The organism is Microbacterium sp. ZXX196, assembly GCF_009709595.1.
Classification (GTDB): domain Bacteria; phylum Actinomycetota; class Actinomycetes; order Actinomycetales; family Microbacteriaceae; genus Microbacterium; species Microbacterium excoecariae.
Window position 1 is genome coordinate 182,989 of the sequence record NZ_WMEE01000004.1, and the last position, 18,097, is coordinate 201,085.

Annotated in this window: 16 protein-coding genes; 5 read left to right on the top strand and 11 right to left on the bottom strand. The window is 72.4% G+C overall.

Annotated features, from left to right (window positions below; genetic code table 11):
* Window position 1: 1 nt before the first annotated feature.
* On the bottom strand, window positions 2–1,225 hold the full coding sequence (locus GJQ66_RS06030) for a multidrug effflux MFS transporter (protein WP_155048443.1): 1,224 nt from the start codon (window positions 1,223–1,225) through the stop codon (window positions 2–4).
* Between the two features lie 58 nt (window positions 1,226–1,283).
* Here GJQ66_RS06030 and GJQ66_RS06035 point away from each other — a divergent pair, with 58 nt between their 5' ends.
* From GJQ66_RS06035 to GJQ66_RS06055, 5 genes are all read left to right on the top strand, one after another.
* Window positions 1,284–1,760: a MarR family winged helix-turn-helix transcriptional regulator gene (locus GJQ66_RS06035; RefSeq protein WP_368732724.1), complete on the top strand. Its 477-nt coding sequence runs from the start codon at window positions 1,284–1,286 to the stop codon at window positions 1,758–1,760.
* Between the two features lie 87 nt (window positions 1,761–1,847).
* Window positions 1,848–2,768, top strand: coding sequence for a hypothetical protein (locus GJQ66_RS06040; RefSeq protein WP_155048444.1), 921 nt, complete (start codon window positions 1,848–1,850; stop codon window positions 2,766–2,768).
* A complete protein-coding gene (locus GJQ66_RS06045) occupies window positions 2,765–3,946 on the top strand; it encodes an acylneuraminate cytidylyltransferase (protein ID WP_155048445.1) in 1,182 nt (393 codons plus the stop codon). Before GJQ66_RS06040 ends, GJQ66_RS06045 begins: the two co-directional genes overlap by 4 nt.
* On the top strand, window positions 3,943–4,815 hold the full coding sequence (locus tag GJQ66_RS06050) for an N-acetylneuraminate synthase family protein (protein WP_155048446.1): 873 nt from the start codon (window positions 3,943–3,945) through the stop codon (window positions 4,813–4,815). The genes GJQ66_RS06045 and GJQ66_RS06050 overlap by 4 nt, the downstream gene beginning before the upstream one ends.
* A complete protein-coding gene (locus GJQ66_RS06055) occupies window positions 4,812–6,056 on the top strand; it encodes a DUF6716 putative glycosyltransferase (protein WP_155048447.1) in 1,245 nt (414 codons plus the stop codon). The genes GJQ66_RS06050 and GJQ66_RS06055 overlap by 4 nt, the downstream gene beginning before the upstream one ends.
* Here the strand turns inward: GJQ66_RS06055 and GJQ66_RS06060 are convergent.
* From GJQ66_RS06060 to GJQ66_RS06105, 10 genes are all read right to left on the bottom strand, one after another.
* Window positions 6,046–6,897: a hypothetical protein gene (locus GJQ66_RS06060; RefSeq protein ID WP_155048448.1), complete on the bottom strand. Its 852-nt coding sequence runs from the start codon at window positions 6,895–6,897 to the stop codon at window positions 6,046–6,048. The two genes, GJQ66_RS06055 and GJQ66_RS06060, sit on opposite strands and share 11 nt — an antisense overlap.
* 22 nt (window positions 6,898–6,919) lie before the next feature.
* Window positions 6,920–7,552 (bottom strand): CoA pyrophosphatase, encoded by a 633-nt coding sequence (locus tag GJQ66_RS06065; protein ID WP_230379369.1) that lies wholly within the window; start codon window positions 7,550–7,552, stop codon window positions 6,920–6,922.
* Window positions 7,553–7,605: 53 nt separating this feature from the next.
* On the bottom strand, window positions 7,606–9,534 hold the full coding sequence (nagE, locus tag GJQ66_RS06070) for an N-acetylglucosamine-specific PTS transporter subunit IIBC (protein WP_368732725.1): 1,929 nt from the start codon (window positions 9,532–9,534) through the stop codon (window positions 7,606–7,608).
* 91 nt (window positions 9,535–9,625) lie between these two features.
* Entirely contained in the window at window positions 9,626–11,266 is a 1,641-nt protein-coding gene (locus GJQ66_RS06075) for an ABC transporter ATP-binding protein (RefSeq protein ID WP_155048450.1), read from the bottom strand.
* Window positions 11,263–12,207 carry an ABC transporter permease gene (locus tag GJQ66_RS06080; protein ID WP_368732726.1) on the bottom strand — a complete coding sequence of 315 codons (945 nt, stop codon included), beginning with the start codon at window positions 12,205–12,207 and terminating at the stop codon, window positions 11,263–11,265. The genes GJQ66_RS06075 and GJQ66_RS06080 overlap by 4 nt, the downstream gene beginning before the upstream one ends.
* 1 nt (window position 12,208) lies before the next feature.
* A complete protein-coding gene (locus tag GJQ66_RS06085) occupies window positions 12,209–13,219 on the bottom strand; it encodes an ABC transporter permease (RefSeq protein WP_230379371.1) in 1,011 nt (336 codons plus the stop codon).
* Window positions 13,220–13,392: 173 nt separating this feature from the next.
* The gene (locus GJQ66_RS06090) at window positions 13,393–15,012 is read right to left on the bottom strand and encodes an ABC transporter substrate-binding protein (RefSeq protein ID WP_155048451.1); all 1,620 of its coding nucleotides are present in this window, start codon (window positions 15,010–15,012) and stop codon (window positions 13,393–13,395) included.
* Window positions 15,013–15,118: 106 nt separating this feature from the next.
* A complete protein-coding gene (locus tag GJQ66_RS06095; protein ID WP_230379326.1) occupies window positions 15,119–16,030 on the bottom strand; it encodes a 3-methyladenine DNA glycosylase in 912 nt (303 codons plus the stop codon).
* A 4-nt stretch (window positions 16,031–16,034) separates the two neighbouring features.
* The gene (locus GJQ66_RS06100; RefSeq protein WP_368732727.1) at window positions 16,035–17,321 is read right to left on the bottom strand and encodes a M18 family aminopeptidase; all 1,287 of its coding nucleotides are present in this window, start codon (window positions 17,319–17,321) and stop codon (window positions 16,035–16,037) included.
* A 35-nt stretch (window positions 17,322–17,356) separates the two neighbouring features.
* The gene (locus tag GJQ66_RS06105; protein WP_155048452.1) at window positions 17,357–18,067 is read right to left on the bottom strand and encodes an SOS response-associated peptidase; all 711 of its coding nucleotides are present in this window, start codon (window positions 18,065–18,067) and stop codon (window positions 17,357–17,359) included.
* Between the last annotated feature and the right edge of the window lie 30 nt (window positions 18,068–18,097).

Consider the following 18,097-nt stretch of genomic DNA (forward strand, 5'->3'; position numbering starts at 1 on the left):
CTCAGCCCGCTGCGTGCGGCGCCCTCCGCGCGAGGCCGTAGGCGACGAGGGCGATGAGGCCCGCGCCCGTCATCGTGAGCGCGAGGGGGAGCGCGTTGTCTTCGCCGGCGAGCCCCACGATCGGGGACACGGCGGCCGCGAGCCCGAACTGCGCGGCGCCGAGCACGGCCGATGCGGATCCGGCGGCGTGCGGCACGTACCCGAGCGCGAGTGCGGTGGCGTTGCCGAAGACGAACCCGAGGGAGCCGACCGCGACGAACAGGGGCAGGGCGAACCACCCCGCAGGCACGTCGGTAGCGACGAGTGCCAGCAGCACGAGCGATGCCGCGAAGGACGTGGCGATCCCCGCGCCCGCAAGCGCGCGCGGGCCGAAGCGCCCCACGAGGCGCGCGGAGAGGGCGCTGGTGACGACGAGCGCGAGCGCGTTGAGGCCGAACATCAGCCCGTACTGCGTCTCGCTGAGCCCCATCATGTCCTGGTAGACGAACGGCGACGCCGAGATGTACGCCATCATGACAGCGAACGCGAACGCGAACGCCGCCGTGAATCCGACGTAGCCGCGCGAGCGCAGCTCCCGGCTCGCCCCGCCCGGGCGCTCGGCGGCGAGCGCGGCGCGCCGCGCGACGGGATGGGTCTCGCGCACGACGGCGAGCACTGCGACGAGCATGAGCACCGCGAGCGCGAGCACGACGGCGAGGACGCCGCGCCACCCGAGGGGCCCGGTGAGGAACCCGCCCGCAAGCGGCGCCACGACGGGGGCGACGCCCCCGACGATCATCATGAGGCTGAAGGCGCGGGCGGCGGCCTGGCCCGTCGCGAGGTCGGAGATGATCGCGCGACCGAGCACCATTCCCGCGGCGCCCGACACTCCCTGTACGGCGCGCGCCGCGGTGAGGATCGCGGCGTTCGGGGCGAGGACCACGACGACGCTCGAGATGACGAAGAGCGCGGCGCCCGCGACGAGCGGGGCCTTGCGTCCCAGGCGGTCGGAGATCGGTCCGAACACGAGCTGGCCGGCCGCGACGCCGACGAGGAACGCGGTGAGGGTGAGCTGGACCCCGGTCGCGTCGGTGCCGAGCTCCGTGGTCATCTGGGGGAACGCCGGCAGATAGAGGTCGGTCGCGAAGGGAGCGACCGCCGCGAGCAGGGCGAGGACGAGGAGGAGGGGTGTCGTGACGCCGTGGGGGACGCGGCGAGTCGGGGCCGTGTGTGCGGGGGTCGTCATGCGTGTCCTTATGGTTACGAAGTCATCATTAGTTTAGCGGGCTTCGTAGACTGCTCGGGTGAGCTCCTTCCCGACGCCGGAACACGACGACGCGCGCGTCCGCCTCGCGCGCGCCATCCTCGCCATCTCGCGCGAGCTCGAGCTCCGGCACGACGCGGATCCGGACATCGTCACCCTCACGCCGACCGAGCGCATCGTGATGCGGGTCATCGACCAGCACCCGGGCGTGACGCCGAGCGAGATCGCCGACCGTGTCGGGATGCGACGGCCGAACGTCTCGGCCGCCGTCCGCGGCCTGCGGGAGAAGGGCCTGGCCGAGCGGCGCCCCGGCGCCGCGGACCGCCGCGAGACGCCGCTGGTGGCGACAGATCGCGCGCACGCGAACCTCGTGCAGCTCGAGGGGGTCTGGCGCGCGGCGATCGACCACGCCTGGCCGGCGGGCGCCGAACCCGGCGGCGCGGCGGATGCGCTGGAGCGCGCGGCCGAGGCGCTGGCCGAGGCGCGGATCGTTCACGGTCGCGACGCCCGCGCGTAACCCGGGACTCGCACGCCGTTCACGCGCGCCGCGCACGCTGTCCGAACGGATCCGCCGCACCGCGCGGCGGCGAGCTTCGGAGGGCAGATGCCGCGAGACCGCGCGACACCGGTGGCCTGGGTGGAGTCGCCGCTGCAGATGATCGGCGCGGCGGAGTGGGCCCGCGCGCACCGCACCCGGGTCGACGTCGCCGGGCGGCTGACGACGCAGGTCGAGGAAACGGCGGCGGAGCTCACGGCCCGCGGGGCGCCGTTCGCGCGCCAGGCCGGCTTCTACGGGATCCCCTGGGCCATGCTGCGCGGGAGCGACCACTGGCTCGTCGGCGACGGGTTCTCGGGCCAGTTCCGCCTCGCGGCGGCGATCCTCCGGCCCCGATCGCTCACCTTCTTGGACGACGGCCTGCAGGCCGTCTCCTTCGCGGATGCCCTCACGGGCGCCCGCGCATTCTCGCGACCCGGCGCAGCGGAGCAGGGGCTCGCGCGCCGGGTCGCGCCTGTCACGATGGACCTCATCCGCCTCCGCGCGGCCGCGGGGCGCGTGTCGATGTTCACCGCGTTTGAGCTGGGTCAGGAGCGCGCGCACGCGCTGCGCGACCTCGGGGCCCGCATCGAGGAGCACGACTTCGCGTGGGTGCGCGGCACCCGCGCGGCGCGGCCGCTTCCCGCGGGGCGCGTGATCCTGGGCAGCGCGCGCGTGGTCGACGGTCTCATGCCGCGCGAGGAATATCTGGAGTGGATCCGGGCCGAGGCGCGGGCGGGCGGGGCCGTGTACGTGCCGCACCGCCGCGAGCCGCGGGAGTTGGTCGCCGAGGTGGGGAGCATCCCGCGGATCCGCGTCGTCGAGCCGGGCCTCCCCATCGAGCTGGTGCTCGCGGGCGACCCGACCCCGCGCGAGATCGTGACGCTGCCCTCGAGCGCGGCGACCACGCTCCGCCGTGTGCTGAGGGCGTCCGAATGCGTCGTCGTCGAGCGCGGTGCGGACGCCCGCGTCGCCGAGGCGCGCGGATGACCGGCGAGGTCGTCGCGATCATCCCGGCCCGCGGCGGATCCAAGGCCGTGCCGCGCAAGAACCTCGCGCCGGTCGGGGGGATCCCGCTCGTCGCTCGCGCGGTGCGCGCGGCCCGCGAATCCGGCGCGATCGACCGGGTGGTGGTCTCGACGGACGACGCCGAGATTGCGGGCGTCGCGCGCGGGTGGGGAGCCGAGATCGTCTGGCGGCCCGCGGAGCTGGCGGGGGACACCGCGGGATCCGAATCCGCCGTCCTGCACGCTCTCGACGAGCTCGAGGCGTCGGGGCACGAGGCGCGCACCGTCGCGTTCCTGCAGGCGACGAGCCCGTTCATTCCGCCGCGCGCGCTCGCCGACGCCGTCCAGCGGGTGGAGGCAGGCGGCGCGGACAGCGCGTTCTCCGCGCGGGAGTCGTACGCGTTCTTCTGGGCCGATGGGCCCGGCGGCGCGACGGCCGTCGGCCACGATCGCGACGTGCGCCCGCGACGCCAGGACCGGGATCCGCTCTTCATCGAGACGGGCGCCTTCTACGTGTTCGACGCGGCGGGCTTTCGCCGCGCCCGCCACCGCTTCTTCGGCCGCACCGAGATCGTTCCGGTGCCCGAGCGCCTCGCCGTCGAGATCGACACGACCGAGGAACTCCACCTCGCCCGGCTGCTCGCCGACGGCGAGGACGGCGCGATCGACGCCGCGGCGGTCGTGACCGACTTCGACGGCGTGCACACGGACGACACCGCGATTGTCGGTGAGGACGGATCGGAGCGCGTGCGCGTGAGTCGCTCGGATGGCATGGGCGTGGCTCTGCTCCGGCGCGCCGGCGTTCCCGTGCTCATCCTGTCGACCGAGACGAACCCGGTCGTCTCGGCGCGGGCGACAAAGCTCGGCGTCGATGTCATCCAGGCCTCCCGCGACAAGGCCGCGGCGCTCGCGGCGTGGGCGGCCGAGCACGAGGTGCCGCTGTCGCGCATCGCGTACGTCGGAAACGACGTGAACGACCTCGGGGCGCTCGAGTCGGTCGGGTGGCCCATCGCCGTGGCGGGTTCCCACCCGCTCGTCCTCGCCGCCGCGCGCGTCGTGCTCACCCGCTCCGGGGGCGCGGGCGCGGTGCGCGAGGTGGCGGACCGCGTCCTCGCCGCCAGGCGGGACGCCCTCGCACCACAGAAAGGGGATCGCACATGAGCGTCACCATCGGAAACCACCAGGTCGGAGGCGGCGCGCCCGCGTTTGTGATCGCGGAGATCGGCCTCAACCACAACGGCTCGGTGGAGCTCGCCAAGCAGCTCATCGACGTCGCGGCGGACGCCGGCGCCGACGCGGTGAAGTTCCAGAAGCGCACCCCCGAGATCGCGACCCCGGAGCACATGCGCGACGTGCCGCGCGAGACGCCGTGGGGCACGATGAGCTACCTCGAGTACCGCCACCGGGTGGAGTTCGGCCGCGACGAGTATGTCGAGGTCGGCGATCACGCCGTGATGCGCGGGCTCGAGTGGTTCGCGTCGCCGTGGGACGTCCCGAGCGTGGAGTTCTTAGAGGACCTCGGCGTCGTGGCGCACAAGGTCGCCTCGGCGAGCCTGACCGACCTCGAGCTCCTCGGCGCGCTCCGCGACACGGGCAAGCCGGTCATCCTCTCCACGGGGATGTCGACCATGGCCGAGATCGACCGCGCCGTCGAGGCGCTCGGCACCGACGACCTCGTCATCATGCACGCCACGTCGACCTATCCGATGGAGCCGGAGGAGGCGAACCTCCGCATGATTCCCGTGCTGCGCGATCGCTTCCCGGGGGTCCCCGTGGGCTACTCGGGGCACGAGCGCGGGCTGCAGATCTCGCTGGCGGCGGTCGCGGTGGGCGCGGTCGCGGTCGAGCGCCACATCACGCTGGATCGCACCATGTGGGGCTCGGACCACGCCGCGTCGCTCGAGCCGGGCGGCCTCGGCACGCTCGTCCGCGACATCCGCATCATCGAGACGGCCCGCGGCGACGGCGTCAAGCGCGTCTTCCCCGGCGAGGAGGCCCCCAAGGCCAAGCTGCGCCGCGTCGGCGCGTGACGGCGGATCCGCGCCGCCTGCGGATCACGGCGATCGCGGACACCGATTCCTACGTGAAGTGGGCGGCCGCCCTGGTCGCCGACGCGCGGGTCGACGGCTCGCTCGTCGTCCTCGAGACGGAGCTCGTCGTGAGCGACGCGCAGCTCACGGCGGCGCTCGCGGGATCCGGGCTCGCGCACGGGCGCGTGCGCCGCGCGCGCCTCGAGGAGATTGCCGACGCGGGCCGCGACGCGGACGTCGTCCTCGTCGCGGCCCGCGGGCCCGTCGTCCGGGTGGTGGCCCGGGCGGTGCGCGAGGAACTCCCGCGCGCGGCGATCGCGACGGGGCTCCCGGGCATCTCGGTGCCCGCGACGTGGCGCGCGCTCCACTTTCGGCGAGGCTGCGACCTGTTCGTCCTCCACTCCCACCGGGAGGTGCGCGAGTTCGCGGCGCTCGCGCGCGAGCGGGGCATCCCGCAGGACTTTGCCCTCGCGACGCTCCCATTCGCGCGGGGCGCCGGCGGATCCGCCCCGGCCGGCGGGACGGACCTCGTCTTTGCCGCGCAGGCGATCGTGCCCCGGGAGCCGGAGGACCGCCGCCGCGTGGCCCGGATCCTCCTCGACGCCGCGCGCGCGGATCCGGATCGGCGTGTGGTCGTGAAGCTCCGCGGGCGCCCGGGGGAGCACCAGACCCACCGCGAGACCGACGCGTACCCGGACCTTGTCGCCGAGCACGGCGCGGCGCCGGCGAACCTCGTCGTGTCGTACGCGCCGATGTCGGAGGCGCTCCAGGCGGCCGAGGGCCTCGTGACCGTGAGCTCGACCGCCGCGATCGAGGCCGCCGCCGCCGGCGTCCCGGTCATCGCACTCGACGACTTCGGTGTCTCGCCCGAGCTCATCAACGTCGTGTTTCGCGGGTCCGGCCTGCTGGCCGGAGCCGCGGACGTCGTCGCGCGACGGTTCCGGCGGCCCCGGCCCGAGTGGCTGGAGGACAACTACTTCCACGACCCCGCGAGCGACACGTGGGTTGCGCGCGCCGAGGAGATGGCGCGGGCGCGCGCGCAGGGCGTCCTGCCGCATCGCCCGAGCCCCGCAGCGCTCGGGGGGCGCGTGCGGCGCGCCTTCGAGCGGCGCCTCGCGCTGGGGCGCGCCGATACGAGCGCCGCGGGCCGCGCCGCCTACGCGATCGGCGTGCCCCTGCGGGCGCTCTTGCGCGCGGCGCGGTGGGCGGGCAACCGGATCCGCCCGGCCGTCAGGCGATGACTTCGGCGCGCAGGCGGGCGAGGTGGCGGGCGGTGATGTCGTCCTCCGCATCGCCCTCGCGCGTGTGCGGGACCTCGCGGATGACCTCGAAAGAGACGTCCGGGACGTCGCCCGTCGGCCGCACGTCGAGGTGTGTCGCCGTGAACCCGTGCGCGTCGAGATAGCGGGCCATGTCGTAGTCCTGCCCGGAATCGCCGGCCGTGAACCAGCGCCGCGGCGGATCCATGCGGGGCGCGACGAGGTCGAGCGCGCGGCGGGCGCCGAGGGCCTTGCCGCTCGTCGCGTGCTCGACGTCGATCGAGATCACGGTGGGGTAAATGGTCGTCTCGTCCGCCACGCCGTGGTCGTCGAGAATCCGCGAGATCGCGGCGGCGAGCTCGTCGCGGCGGGCGAGGAAGGTCGCGCCGGGAACCTCGACGAAGTGCTCGACGGAGATCATCGTGCGCTTGGTTTCGTCGAAGAAGACGAGGTCCGAGAAGTCCCGGTCCACGAGGGCGCGCACGGCGTCCACGACGGCGGGCGGCGGGCTCATGGCGGGGTCCTCGGCGATCTCGTCGACGGCGGCGGTGCCGCCGCGGTCGGCGAGCGAGAACCAGGTGCCGCCCTTCTCGCCGACGCCCCACACGGGGTCGGCGGGGCCGAGGCCCGCGTCCACGAGCCCGGGGAGGACCCGCTCGGCGAGGAAGTCGACCGATCGGCCCGTATTGAACACAACGGGGCAGCCCGCCTGCGCCAGGGCGACGAGATCGCGGGGGATCGTCGGCAGCCGAACGGTGCGCGTCCGCGTGCTGGCGAGGGGGCCGTCGACGTCGAGGAGGAGTCCGAGAGGGGGTGCGCTCACCCCGCCATCCTGCCGCATCGGGCTACGGAAGGCTGATCCGCCGCGTCGGATCCCACGGCTCCTCCCAGCCGAGGGTCGCGAACAGGCGGTCGAGGACTCCCGCCGTGAAGCCCCATACGAGGCGCGGGGAGCCGTCGACGTCGAGGCGCCACGCGGGCCCGGTGTGGGTCGCGCCGCCGCGCGCCAGCGCCCAGGTGTAGCGATGCGCCGGATCGAGGAGATCCGCGACGGGCGCGCGGAAGACGTTCTCGGACTCGGCGCGGTCGACGGCGTACACGGGGGACGGATCCGCCCACCAGCCGATCACGGGCGTCACGCGGTGGCGCGAGAACGGCAGCGCGAGGTCGGCGAGCGGGCCGAGCACCTCGACCCCCGCCGGGTCGAGGCCCGTCTCCTCCTCGGCCTCGCGCAGCGCGGCGTCGACGGGACCCCGGTCGCCGTCGTCGACCCGGCCGCCCGGGAACGCCACCTGCCCGGGGTGCGAGCGCAGCGTCGCCGCGCGGGTGAGCAGGAGCACGTCGAGGTCGCGTGAGACCGCCGCGTGGCGGGCGGGTCGCTCGGCAGGGTGCGCGTCGAGGACCCCGAAGAGGATGAGGACGGCCGCGGGCCGCGCCGCGCGCGCGTCGAACGCCTCGTCGCCCGGAGGCTCCCACAGGGGCGCCGACGACCGGGCGACGAGGTCGCGCAGCTGGGCATAGGCCGACGCGCTCAGCGGAACTCCACGGTGGCGGCGGCGTCGTTGAGCACGACGACGGGGGTGATCGTCGGGTGGCCCGCGGCGCGGATCCGCTCGAGGTCGATCCGGATCAGGGGCGTTCCCGTGTCCACGATGTCGCCCGTCGCGACGAGGTTCGTGAAGCCGTCGCCGCGCATGGAGACGGTGTCGAGCCCGACGTGGATGAGGAGCTCCGTGCCGTCGTCGAGCACGAGCGCGATCGCGTGTCCCGTGTCGAACACGTGGCCGACCCGACCCGGTGCCGGCGCCACGACGGTGTCGCCCGAGGGCTCGATCGCCAGGCCGGGCCCCATCAGCTCGTCGGAGAACGTCGGATCCGGGACCGCGCCGAGCGGCAGGACCGTGCCGGGGATCGGCTGCGCCAGGGTGACGACCCGCGCTGCCGTCGCGGTCCGAGGCCCGTCGCCGGTGTCACCCGCGTCGCCCGCGACGGGCGTAGCGTGCGCGGGGGCCGTGGCGTCCCCGGCGATGAGGCGCTCCATGGCGTCCTTGACGAACTGGACGTTCAGCCCGTACACGACCTGCACGGAGCGGCCGCCCGTCCGCATCGTGCCGGCGGCGCCTGCGCGCTGGAGCGCGGCCTCGTCGACCCGCGAGGGATCCGCGATCTGCATCCGCAGCCGCGTCGCGCAGTTGTCGAGCTCGAGAATGTTGCCGGCACCGCCCAGGGCGGCGACGAAGCGATCCGCCGTGGCGAGGTAGGCGTCCTCGCCCGAGGGCGCGGCGCGGCCGGCATCGGCGTCGACCGGCTCCTCGTCCTCTCGCCCGATCGTCCTGAGCTGCCAGCGCTGGATGACGAAGGTGAACACGAGGAAGTAGATGACGAACCAGGCGACGCCGAGGACGAGGAGGATCCACGGGTTCTGGGCCATCGGGTTGTTCCACCCGAGGCCGAGGTCGATCGCGCCCGCCGAGAAGCCGAATCCCATCCGGGTCGGCAACAGGGCCGCGAGGAACATCGAGATCCCCGTGAACAGGGCGTGGATGACGTACAGGACAGGGGCGAGGAACATGAAGGAGAACTCGAGCGGTTCCGTGATGCCCACGAGGAACGCCGCGAAGGCGGCGGAGAACAGGATGCCGCCCGCGACCTTCTTCCGGCCGGGGCGCGCCGTGACGTACATGGCGAGCGCGGCGCCCGGCAGGCCGAACATCATGATGGGGAAAAAGCCCGACATGTACTGGCCCGTCACGCCGTACTCGCCCGTCCCGGCGAGGAAGTTCGACAGGTCGTTGATGCCCGCGACGTCGAACCAGAACACCGAGTTCAGGGCGTGGTGCAGGCCGAAGGGGATGAGGAGCCGGTTGAAGAAGCCGTACAGGCCGGCGCCGAACGCGCCGAGCCCGAGGATCCATTCGCCGAACGCGACGAGCCCCGCATAGACGAACGGCCATGCGAAGAACAGCAGGATGGACAGGAGGATCGACAGCCCGGCCGACACGATCGCCACCGAGCGCTTCCCCGAGAAGAAGGCGAGGTAGTCGGGGAGGCGCGTGTCCTTGAACCGGTTGTAGGCGAACGCGCCGATTAGGCCGCAGAGAATCCCGGTGAAAGCGTTCTGGATATTGCCGAACGCCGCGTCGACGGTGTCCTCCGCGACGCCGACGTACCCGGCCACGTTCGCCGGCGCGAGCAGCGTCGTCACGGTGAGCCACGAAACGAGCCCCGCGAGGGCGGACGTGCCGTCGGACTTCACGGCCATGCCGATCGAGACACCGACCGCGAACAGCAGCGCTAGGTTGTTGATCACGGCGCCGCCCGCCGCGAGGAGGAACACCGACACGACGTTCTCACCGAGCGTCTGCGCGATCCAGTTTCCGACCCCCATGAGGATCGCGGCCACGGGCATGACGGCGATCGGCAGCATGAGCGACTTGCCGAGGTTTTGCAGGAACTTCACGCGGGAACTCCCGTCGAGGTGGCGAAGGGGACAGAGGGGAAGATACCCGCGGGGCCCGGCGCTCGCCAGGATCCCGCGCGGATCGCGTTCGTCAGGGGCGACGAGCCGCCCGGCGTTCGGCCTGCAGGACCGGGTCCGGCACGGGCAGCGCGTCGATGAGCCGGCGGGTGTACGGATCCGTCGGCGCGCCCAGGACCTGTGCGGTCGCGCCCTGCTCCACGATGCGTCCGCCGTGAAGCACCGCGACGCGGTGCGCGAGGAGGTCGACGACGGCCAGGTCGTGGGTGATGAACAGGCAGGCAAACCCGAAGCGCTCCTGCAGGTCCTGAAACAGCTCGAGCACCGTGGCCTGTACCGACACGTCGAGGGCGCTGGTGGGCTCGTCCGCGACGACGAGCCGGGGCTCGAGGGTGAGGGCGCGCGCGAGCGAGGCCCGCTGGCGTTGCCCGCCCGAGAGCTCGTGCGGGTATCGGCGGGCGAAGTCCGCGGGCAGGCGAACGGCCTCCAGCAGGTCGACCACGCGCTCCTCGGCCTCCGCTACGGTGCGCGCCTCGCCCTGCACGATGAGCGGCTCCGCGACGCAGGCTCCGACCGTGAGAAGCGGGTTGAAGCTGGACGCGGGATCCTGGAACACGAACCCGAGACCGTGCCGGTGTGGGCGCAGCTGACGCTCGCGCACGCCGTTCATCTCGACGCCGAGGACATCGAGGGAACCGCCCGTCACGGTCGTGAGACCCGCGATCGCCCGACCGATCGTCGACTTGCCGGATCCGGACTCCCCGACGAGCCCGAGCACCTCGCCCGGCCGGATCTCCAGGTCGACGCCGCTGACGGCCCGGAAGCCCGCGGCCCCGAACCTCCCGGGATAGACGATCTCGAGCGCGCGGGCCTGGACGACGGGGGCCTCGTCCTCCCCGCCCCGGAAGGCGCGATCGGCGATCTCGAGACGGGGCACGGCGGCGAGGAGCGCGCGCGTGTACTCGGCCTGCGGCGCCCGGAAGAGCTCCTCGACGGGCGCGGTCTCGACGATCTCGCCGCGATACATCACGCACACCCGGTCGGCGAGGTCCGCGACGACGCCCATGTTGTGGGTGATGAGGACGATTGCCGTGCCGAACTCGTCGCGCACCTGCCGCAGCAGGTCAAGGATCTCGGCCTGCACCGTGACGTCCAGCGCCGTGGTGGGCTCGTCCGCGACGAGGACGCGCGGGCCGAGCGCGAGCGCCTGCGCGATAACGATGCGCTGCTTTTGGCCGCCGGAGAACTGGTGCGGATAGTCGTTTGCGCGGCGTTCCGGATCGGGAATCCCGACCTTGCGCAGCATGTCGACGGCGCGGCGACGTGCGGCGCGCTTCGAGATCTTCTCGTGGGAACGGATCCCCTCCGCGATCTGCCAGCCGACCGGGAACACGGGGTTGAGCGCCGTCATGGGCTCCTGGAAGATCATCGCGGCTTCGGAGCCGCGAAACGCCCGCAGGCGCTCGCCGCGCAGGGCTACCACGTCGGTGCCCGAGACGACGACCGCGCCGGACGCGGTGGCCGTTTCGGGGAGGAGACCGAGCAGCGTGCGCGCCGTGACGGTCTTTCCCGAGCCGGACTCCCCGACGATGGCGAGCACCTCGCGCTCGCGCACGTCGAGGTCGATGCCGCGGACGGCGTGCACGGCGCCGCCGTCCGTGGCGAACGTGACGTCGAGGCCGGTGACCTCGACGGCGAGATGATCCGCGCTCATTTCGGCGCTCCCTTTCGTGCGAGGCGGCGCCGGCGGGTGCGCAGGCGGGGGTCCGCGAGGTCGTTGAGGCTCTCGCCGACGAGCGTGATGCCGAGGACGACGAGAACGATCGCGAGGCCGGGAAAGACGGCCGTCCACCAGCGGCCGGCCGTGACGTCCTCGACCGCGCGGTTCAGGTCGTATCCCCACTCGGCCGCCGCGCTCGGCTCGATGCCGAATCCGAGAAAGCCGAGGCCCGCGATGGTCAGGATGGCCTCCGAGGCGTTGAGCGTGAAGATCAGCGGCAGGCTGCGCGTGGCGTTGCGCAGCACGTGCCGCATCATGATCCGCCACGTCGACGCGCCGACGACGCGTGCCGCCTCGACGTACGCCTCCTGCTTGATGCGCACGGTCTCCGCGCGGACGACCCGGAAATACTGGGGGATGAAGACGACGGTAATGGAGATCGCGGTCGCCATGATGCCCCCGAAGAGGCTCGATTGTCCGCCCGAGATGATGATCGCGCTGACGATGGCGAGCAGCAACGAGGGGAACGCGTACACGGCGTCGCAGACCACGACGAGCACGCGATCGACCCACCCGCCGAGGTAGCCCGACCATGCGCCGAGGAGCACGCCGAGAAACAGGCTCATCACGACCGAGACGACGATCACCACGAGCGCCGTCTGCGCTCCCCACACGACGCGCGAGAACACGTCGTAGCCGGCGATCGTCGTCCCCCAGATGTGTTCGCCGCCGGGCGCCGTGCGCGGGGGGAACGTTCCGGCGTCGTCCGCGAGCTGGGCATATCCGAACGGCGCGATCAGGGGCGCGCAGAGGGCCGTGAGTACGAACGCGCCCGTCAGGACGAGCCCCGCGATGAGCATCCCGCGCTGCAGGCCGACGGCCTGCCGGGCGGTCCGCACGAGCGGGATCCGGTCGAGGATCGTTGCGGAAGCCACGTCAGTACCTCACCCTCGGGTCGATGAACGCCGCGATGATGTCGACGATGAAGTTGGTCAGGGCCACGATCACGGCCAAGAGCGCGACGATGCCCTGCACGGCGACGAAGTCGCGCGCCTTGAGGAACTCGCTGAGCTGGTAGCCGAGGCCCATCCACTCGAAGGTGGTCTCGGTGAGCACGGCGCCGCCGAGGAGCATCGCGATCTGGAGGCCGATGACCGTGATGATCGGGATGAGAGCGGGCCGATACGCGTGCGTCCGCACGAGGCGGAACTCGCTCACCCCGCGCGAGCGCGCGGCGTCGACGTAGGGCGTGGCGAGGGTGCCGATGACGTTCGTGCGGACGAGGCGGAGGAACACTCCCGCGGTGAGGAGGCCGAGCGCGATGCCCGGGAGGATGGCGTGCTGCAGGACGTCGGCGATCAGCGCGGGGTTGCCGGTGCGCAGGGCATCGATTGTGTAGATGCCGGTGGCGCCCTCGACGCGACCGAGCTGCAGCTCGGCGCGCGGGGACGCGCGTCCCGAGCTGGGCAGGATCCCGAGCCAGACGGAAAACACGAGCTTGAGGAGGAGACCCGCGAAGAACACCGGGGTGGCGTAGCAGAGGATCGCGAACACGCGCAGGGCCGCGTCGCCCCACGTGTCGCGCAGCCACGCCGCGAGCATGCCCAGGGGTATCCCGACGGCGAACGCCACGAGGAGCGCGTAGATGGCGAGCTCGAGCGTCGCTCCGCCGTATCGCACGAGCACCTCGGTGACGGGCTGCCCGTCGATCGTGGTGCCGAAATCGCCCGTCGCGATGCCACCGAGATACTCGGCGTACTGCACGATGAGCGGGCGATTGTAGCCGGCGGCCTCGATGCGCTCGGCGAGCTGCGCGGGGGTGAGCTGGCCGCCGAGGGCCGCGGTAATCGGATCCCCCGTCACGCGCATCATGAGGAAGACGGTCGTGACGAGGATGAAGATCGTGGGGAAGATGAGCAGGAAGCGAATCAGCACGTAGCGCCACAGCGTCGTGCCGCCGCGTGCCGTCGTCTTCGTCGGGGGAGCCGTCGGTGTCTCGGCGGCGAGGGCAATGTCTGCCACAGAAGGTCCTTGTGGGGTCGGTGGAGGACGGTGCGGATCGTCGGCGGGCCGCCCGGTCGGCGGCCCGTCGACGATTCGCGTCGCGGTGAGCGGCGGCGTTATCGCGTCAGCGAGGCCATTCGCAGCTTGAACGAGGCATCGAGCACGACCCCCGAGACGTCGCTGGCGGCGACCGCGACCTGCGCGCCCTGCAGGTAGGGCACGGTCGAGAGGTCCTCGGCGACCCGCTGCTGAATCTCACCGATGAGCGCTTCGCGCTCGGCGGCGTCGGGCGTCGAGGCCTGCTGCAGGATGAGGTCGTTGACCTCGGCGTCCTCGTAGTGGTTCACGAGGAAGTTCTCCGTGAGGAAGAACGGCGTGAGGTAGTTGTCCGCGTCCGAGTAGTCCGGGAACCATCCGAGCTGGTACGCGGGGTACACGTCCGCCACGCGGTCGTCCGAGTACTGCACCCACTCGGTGCCGGCCAGGGTCACGTCGAACATGCCGTCGGCCTCGAGCTGCTGCTCGATGAGGGCATACTCGTCTGCGGAGTTCGGGCCGTAGTGATCCGGGCTGTATTGCAGCGACAGCTCGACGGGAGTCTCGACGCCCGCCGCGTCGAGCGCCTGCGCGGCGGCCTCGGCCGACGGACCGCCCGCGCCGTCGCCGTACATCTCCTTCAGCGGCTCGGTCGCGCCGGCGAACCCCTCCGGCACGTAGGAGTACAGCGGCGTGTAGGTGCCGTCGTACACCTGCGAGCTCAGCGCCTCGCGGTCGAGAAGCGACGCGACGGCCTGGCGCACGGCGAGGGCCGCGTCGGCGTCCGCCTCGTCTGTCGCCGCGCCATAGGGCTGGGTGTCGAAGTTGAACACGATGTAGCGGATCTCGCCGCCGGGGCCGTCGTGCACCGTGAGGGCGTCGTTCCCCGACAGGTCCTCGACGTCGCTCGGGGACAGGCTGCGGTAGGCGACGTCGACCGTGCCGTCCTCCACCGCGAGCTTGAGGTTCGAGGACTCGGCGTAGTAATTGAGGAGCACGCTGTCGTTGGCGGCCGGCGCGACGAGGCCCGAGTAGTTCTCGTTCGGCACGAGCTCGACGAGCTCGTTGAAGGTGTAGTCGCTGATGGAGTAGGGGCCGCCGAACGCGTTCGCCGCCACGATGTCGTCGTCGCTCGTGACCGCCTCGGCAGAGAACGACTCCTCGTCCACGATCGCGCCGGGGAAGCTCGTGAGCACGAAGGGGAAGGTCTGATCGTTCTCGCTGATCAGGTGGAACACGACGGTCTGCTCGTCGGGCGCCTCGACCGATTCCAGGTTGAACAGGAGCGAGGAGGGGCCGTTCGGGTCGGCGATCGCGAGCTGTCGGTCGAACGTGAACTTCACGTCGCTCGAGGTGAGGTCGTTGCCGTTCGCCCAGGTGAGGCCCTCGGGCAGGGTGACCGTGTACTCGCTCGGTCCCGTGAACTCCGCCGTCTCCGCGAGGTCGGGAACGACGTCGGTGCTGTTGGGGGCGGTGTTGACGAGGTAGGGGAAGACCTGCGTCTGGAGCGTGAGGGATCCATTGTCGTACGACCCGGCGGGGTCGAGGTGCGTGACGGTGTCGGTCGTGCCGACGATGATGTCGTTTCCGGTACCGGCGGATCCGCTCGGTTCGCCCGCGCAGCTCGCGAGGGTGACGGCGAGCGCCGCGGAAACGGCGACGGCGAGGGCGCGCGTGCGCGCCCGCGAGGGGAGTGTCATGGCGATTCTCATCTCGAAGAAACGTGGTGTGCGACGCGATCGGGCGTCAGGGTTTTCCCGATCTTCACACAGCTTTGTTTCAGGATCGAATCTTTTGCCCGATATCTCACGAACTTTCTTGAGCAGAATGGTCAGGAAGACCGGGCGAGACGGGCACGATGTCGCCGGGTGTGAGCCACGCGGCGAGGATCGCGCGCCGCAGGGCGTTTCCGCGCTCAGCGAACGCGCGCTGCCGACGGACGTACTCGGCCTTCCCCTCCGGCGTTTCGATCGCGACGGCGCGCACCCCGAAGCCCGACAGGTCGTAGGGCGCCGCCTCCATGTCGAGCTGGCGGATGTCGCGCGCGAGCTCGAACGCGTCGAGGAGGAGGTTCCCCGGGACGAGGGGGCCGAGCTTGACCGCCCACTTGTACACGTCCATGCCGGCGTGCAGGCAGCCCGGCTGCTCGAGCTCGGGCTGCGACTCCCGCGTCGGGGCGTGGCGGTTGCGCGGCACGGCCTCGGGGGTGAAGAACCGGAACGCGTCGATGTGGGTGCAGGCGATCTCGTGCGTCTCGACCACACGATCCGTTCCGTCCTGGCCGAGGCGCAGGGGGTGCGGGTGGCGATGCTCGCCCTCGCGATACACCATCGCCCACTCGTGCAGCCCGAAGCAGGCGAACTGCCCGGGGCGCTCCGCCGTGCGGCGCAGCATGATCTCGACGAGCCGGAGCAGCTGGGGCTTCTCGGCGCGGAAGGCCTCCTCATCGGCCCAGACGGATCCGGTTTCCGGATCCGACCGGTACCACCGCCACGCCGCGCGCGGCTCGCCCGTCGCCCCCGCGAGCGCCACGCCCGCGCCGGGGTGCCAGCGCCGGAGGACCGCGGGCTTGTACCCGTAGTACGTAAAGAGGAAGTCGGACACGGGATGCTTCTCGCCGCGCCGGGCGCGGGCGCGGTGGTCGGCCGTGAGCGCGTCGGCGCGCTCCGCGTGGACCTGCGCGGCCTCGCGCCACGTGGCCTCGGAGAGCGTGCGCATCGCGTCAGCGGGCCAGCACGCGCGCCATGGCGCGCGAGAGGTACCAGGGGTCGACGACGGCCGTGAGCTCGCGCGCCGAGTGCATCGATAGGATCGGGACGCCCACGTCGACGGTGCGGATCCCGAGCCGCGTTGCCGCGATCGGTCCGATCGTCGAACCGCACGGGACGCCGTTGTGGGAGACGAACTCCTGGGTCGGGACGCCCGCCTCGCGGCAGGCCGCGGCCCACGCCGCCGCGCCGTGCGCGTCGGTCGCGTAGCGCTGGTTCGCGTTGATCTTGAGGATCGGCCCCCCTCCCGCGACGGGGCGGTTCGCGGGGTCGTGGCGGTCGGCGTAGTTCGGGTGGACCGCGTGGCCCACGTCGCTCGAGACGTGCAGGGAGCGCGCGAACGAGCGGGCGCGGTCCTCCGCGGTGCCGCCGAGGGCCGAGAGGATCCGCGTGAGGACCTCCTCGTGGAAGGGGCCCGCGGCGCCCGAGCGGGAGGCGGATCCGATCTCCTCGTGGTCGAAGGCCGCGAACATGGCGATGTGGCGGGCGGGGCGCGCGTCGGCGATCGCGGTCAGGCCGGCGTGCGTCGAGAGGAGGTTGTCCAGGCGCCCGCTGGCGAAGAGCGCGCGGTCGGCGCCGAAGGTGCGCGGCGGCTGGGTGTCGGCGGCGACGATGTCGAGGCCGGCGACGTCAGCGGCGGCGACCCCGGCCTCGCGGGCGAGGATCGCGACGATGTCGGCGGACTCGGCGTCGCCGAGGCCCCACACGGGCGCCGTGTGCCGCTGCTTGTCGAGGGTCAGGCCGTCGTTCGCCTGGCGGTCGAGGTGGATCGCGAGCTGCGGGATCCGCGCGATCGGGCCCGTGCGCACGATGTGCTCGGCGCCGTCCGCCGCGACGAGGCGCCCCGCCAGCTCGAGCTCGCGGTCGAGCCAGGAGTTCAGCAGCGGGCCGCCGTAGACCTCCCATCCGAGCTGCCACCAGCCGCCCGCGCCCACGGTCGTGGGGCGCGGCTTGAGCTTGAAGCTCGGCGAGTCGGTGTGCGCCCCGACGATGGCGAAGGGCGTCGTGCCGTCCGCGCCCTCCGGCACGACGACGGCGATGACGGATCCGTCGCGAACGACGTACCGGCGGTCGCCGGGGGCGATGCGCCACGCGTCGGCCTCGTCGAGCGCGGCGAATCCCGCGGACTCGAGTCGCCGGGCGGCCTCGCGGGCGGCGTGGTAGGACGAGGGCGAGGCCTGGACGAAGGCGGCGAGGTCGTCGATGTGGGCGCGGGCGTCGGCGGGAATCGAGGAGGTCACCGTCCCATTCTCGCGCGCGCGGATGGGAGCGGGGTCTACGCGACCGCGTCGATGAGGTGCGGGCCGTTGTGGCGTACGTTGCCGACCGCGCGATCCACCTCGTGCCAGGCGAAGGACTCCGCGACGCGCTCGGCGTCGTCGATCGCGGCGTCCAGGACGTCGCGCGGCGCGGTCACGGAGGTGTCGAGCCAGGCGTCCGCGTGGTCGGCATCGAGGAAGACCGGCATCCGGTGGTGCACGGATCCGAGCCGCCCGGCGCTGGATCGGGTGAGGATCGTGAAGCTCAGGAGCCAGCGCGCGGGGTCGGCGTCCGCGGCCTCCGGGTTCTTCCACCACTCGTAGAGCCCGGCGAACAGGAGCGGCCTGTCGTCGGCCGAGTGGATGAACAGGGGCACCTTCCCGTCGTCCGTGACCTTCCACTCGTAGTAGCCAGTCGCCGGCACCACGGCGCGGCGGCGGGCGAGCGCCGGCGCGAACATGCGCTTCGCCTCGAGCTCCTCGGCCCGCGCGTTGAACGCGCGCTGTCCGATCGAGAGGTCCTTCGCCCACCCCGGCACGAGCCCCCAGCGGGCGCTCTCGACGCGGCGCGTGGGCGGATCCGTCTTCGCGGATTCGAGCACGATGGCCGCTCGCGCGGTCGGGGCGATGTTGTAGGACGGCGCGGGGAGATCGTCGGCGATGTGATCAGCGCGCAATTCGCCCACCAGCTCGTTCCCGACCCGCGCCACCACGAAGCGTCCGCACATGCTCCGAGCCTAGGGGTTCCTGGCGATCGG

Bases quoted from the DNA above. Each gene is read 5' to 3' on its own strand.
- GJQ66_RS06030 (WP_155048443.1), bottom strand. From the start codon at position 1,225: ATGACGACCCCCGCACACACGGCCCCGACTCGCCGCGTCCCCCACGGC.
- GJQ66_RS06040 (WP_155048444.1), top strand. From the start codon at position 1,848: ATGCCGCGAGACCGCGCGACACCGGTGGCCTGGGTGGAGTCGCCGCTG.
- GJQ66_RS06045 (WP_155048445.1), top strand. From the start codon at position 2,765: ATGACCGGCGAGGTCGTCGCGATCATCCCGGCCCGCGGCGGATCCAAG.
- GJQ66_RS06050 (WP_155048446.1), top strand. From the start codon at position 3,943: ATGAGCGTCACCATCGGAAACCACCAGGTCGGAGGCGGCGCGCCCGCG.
- GJQ66_RS06075 (WP_155048450.1), bottom strand. From the start codon at position 11,266: ATGAGCGCGGATCATCTCGCCGTCGAGGTCACCGGCCTCGACGTCACG.
- GJQ66_RS06090 (WP_155048451.1), bottom strand. From the start codon at position 15,012: ATGACACTCCCCTCGCGGGCGCGCACGCGCGCCCTCGCCGTCGCCGTT.
- GJQ66_RS06095 (WP_230379326.1), bottom strand. From the start codon at position 16,030: ATGCGCACGCTCTCCGAGGCCACGTGGCGCGAGGCCGCGCAGGTCCAC.
- GJQ66_RS06105 (WP_155048452.1), bottom strand. From the start codon at position 18,067: ATGTGCGGACGCTTCGTGGTGGCGCGGGTCGGGAACGAGCTGGTGGGC.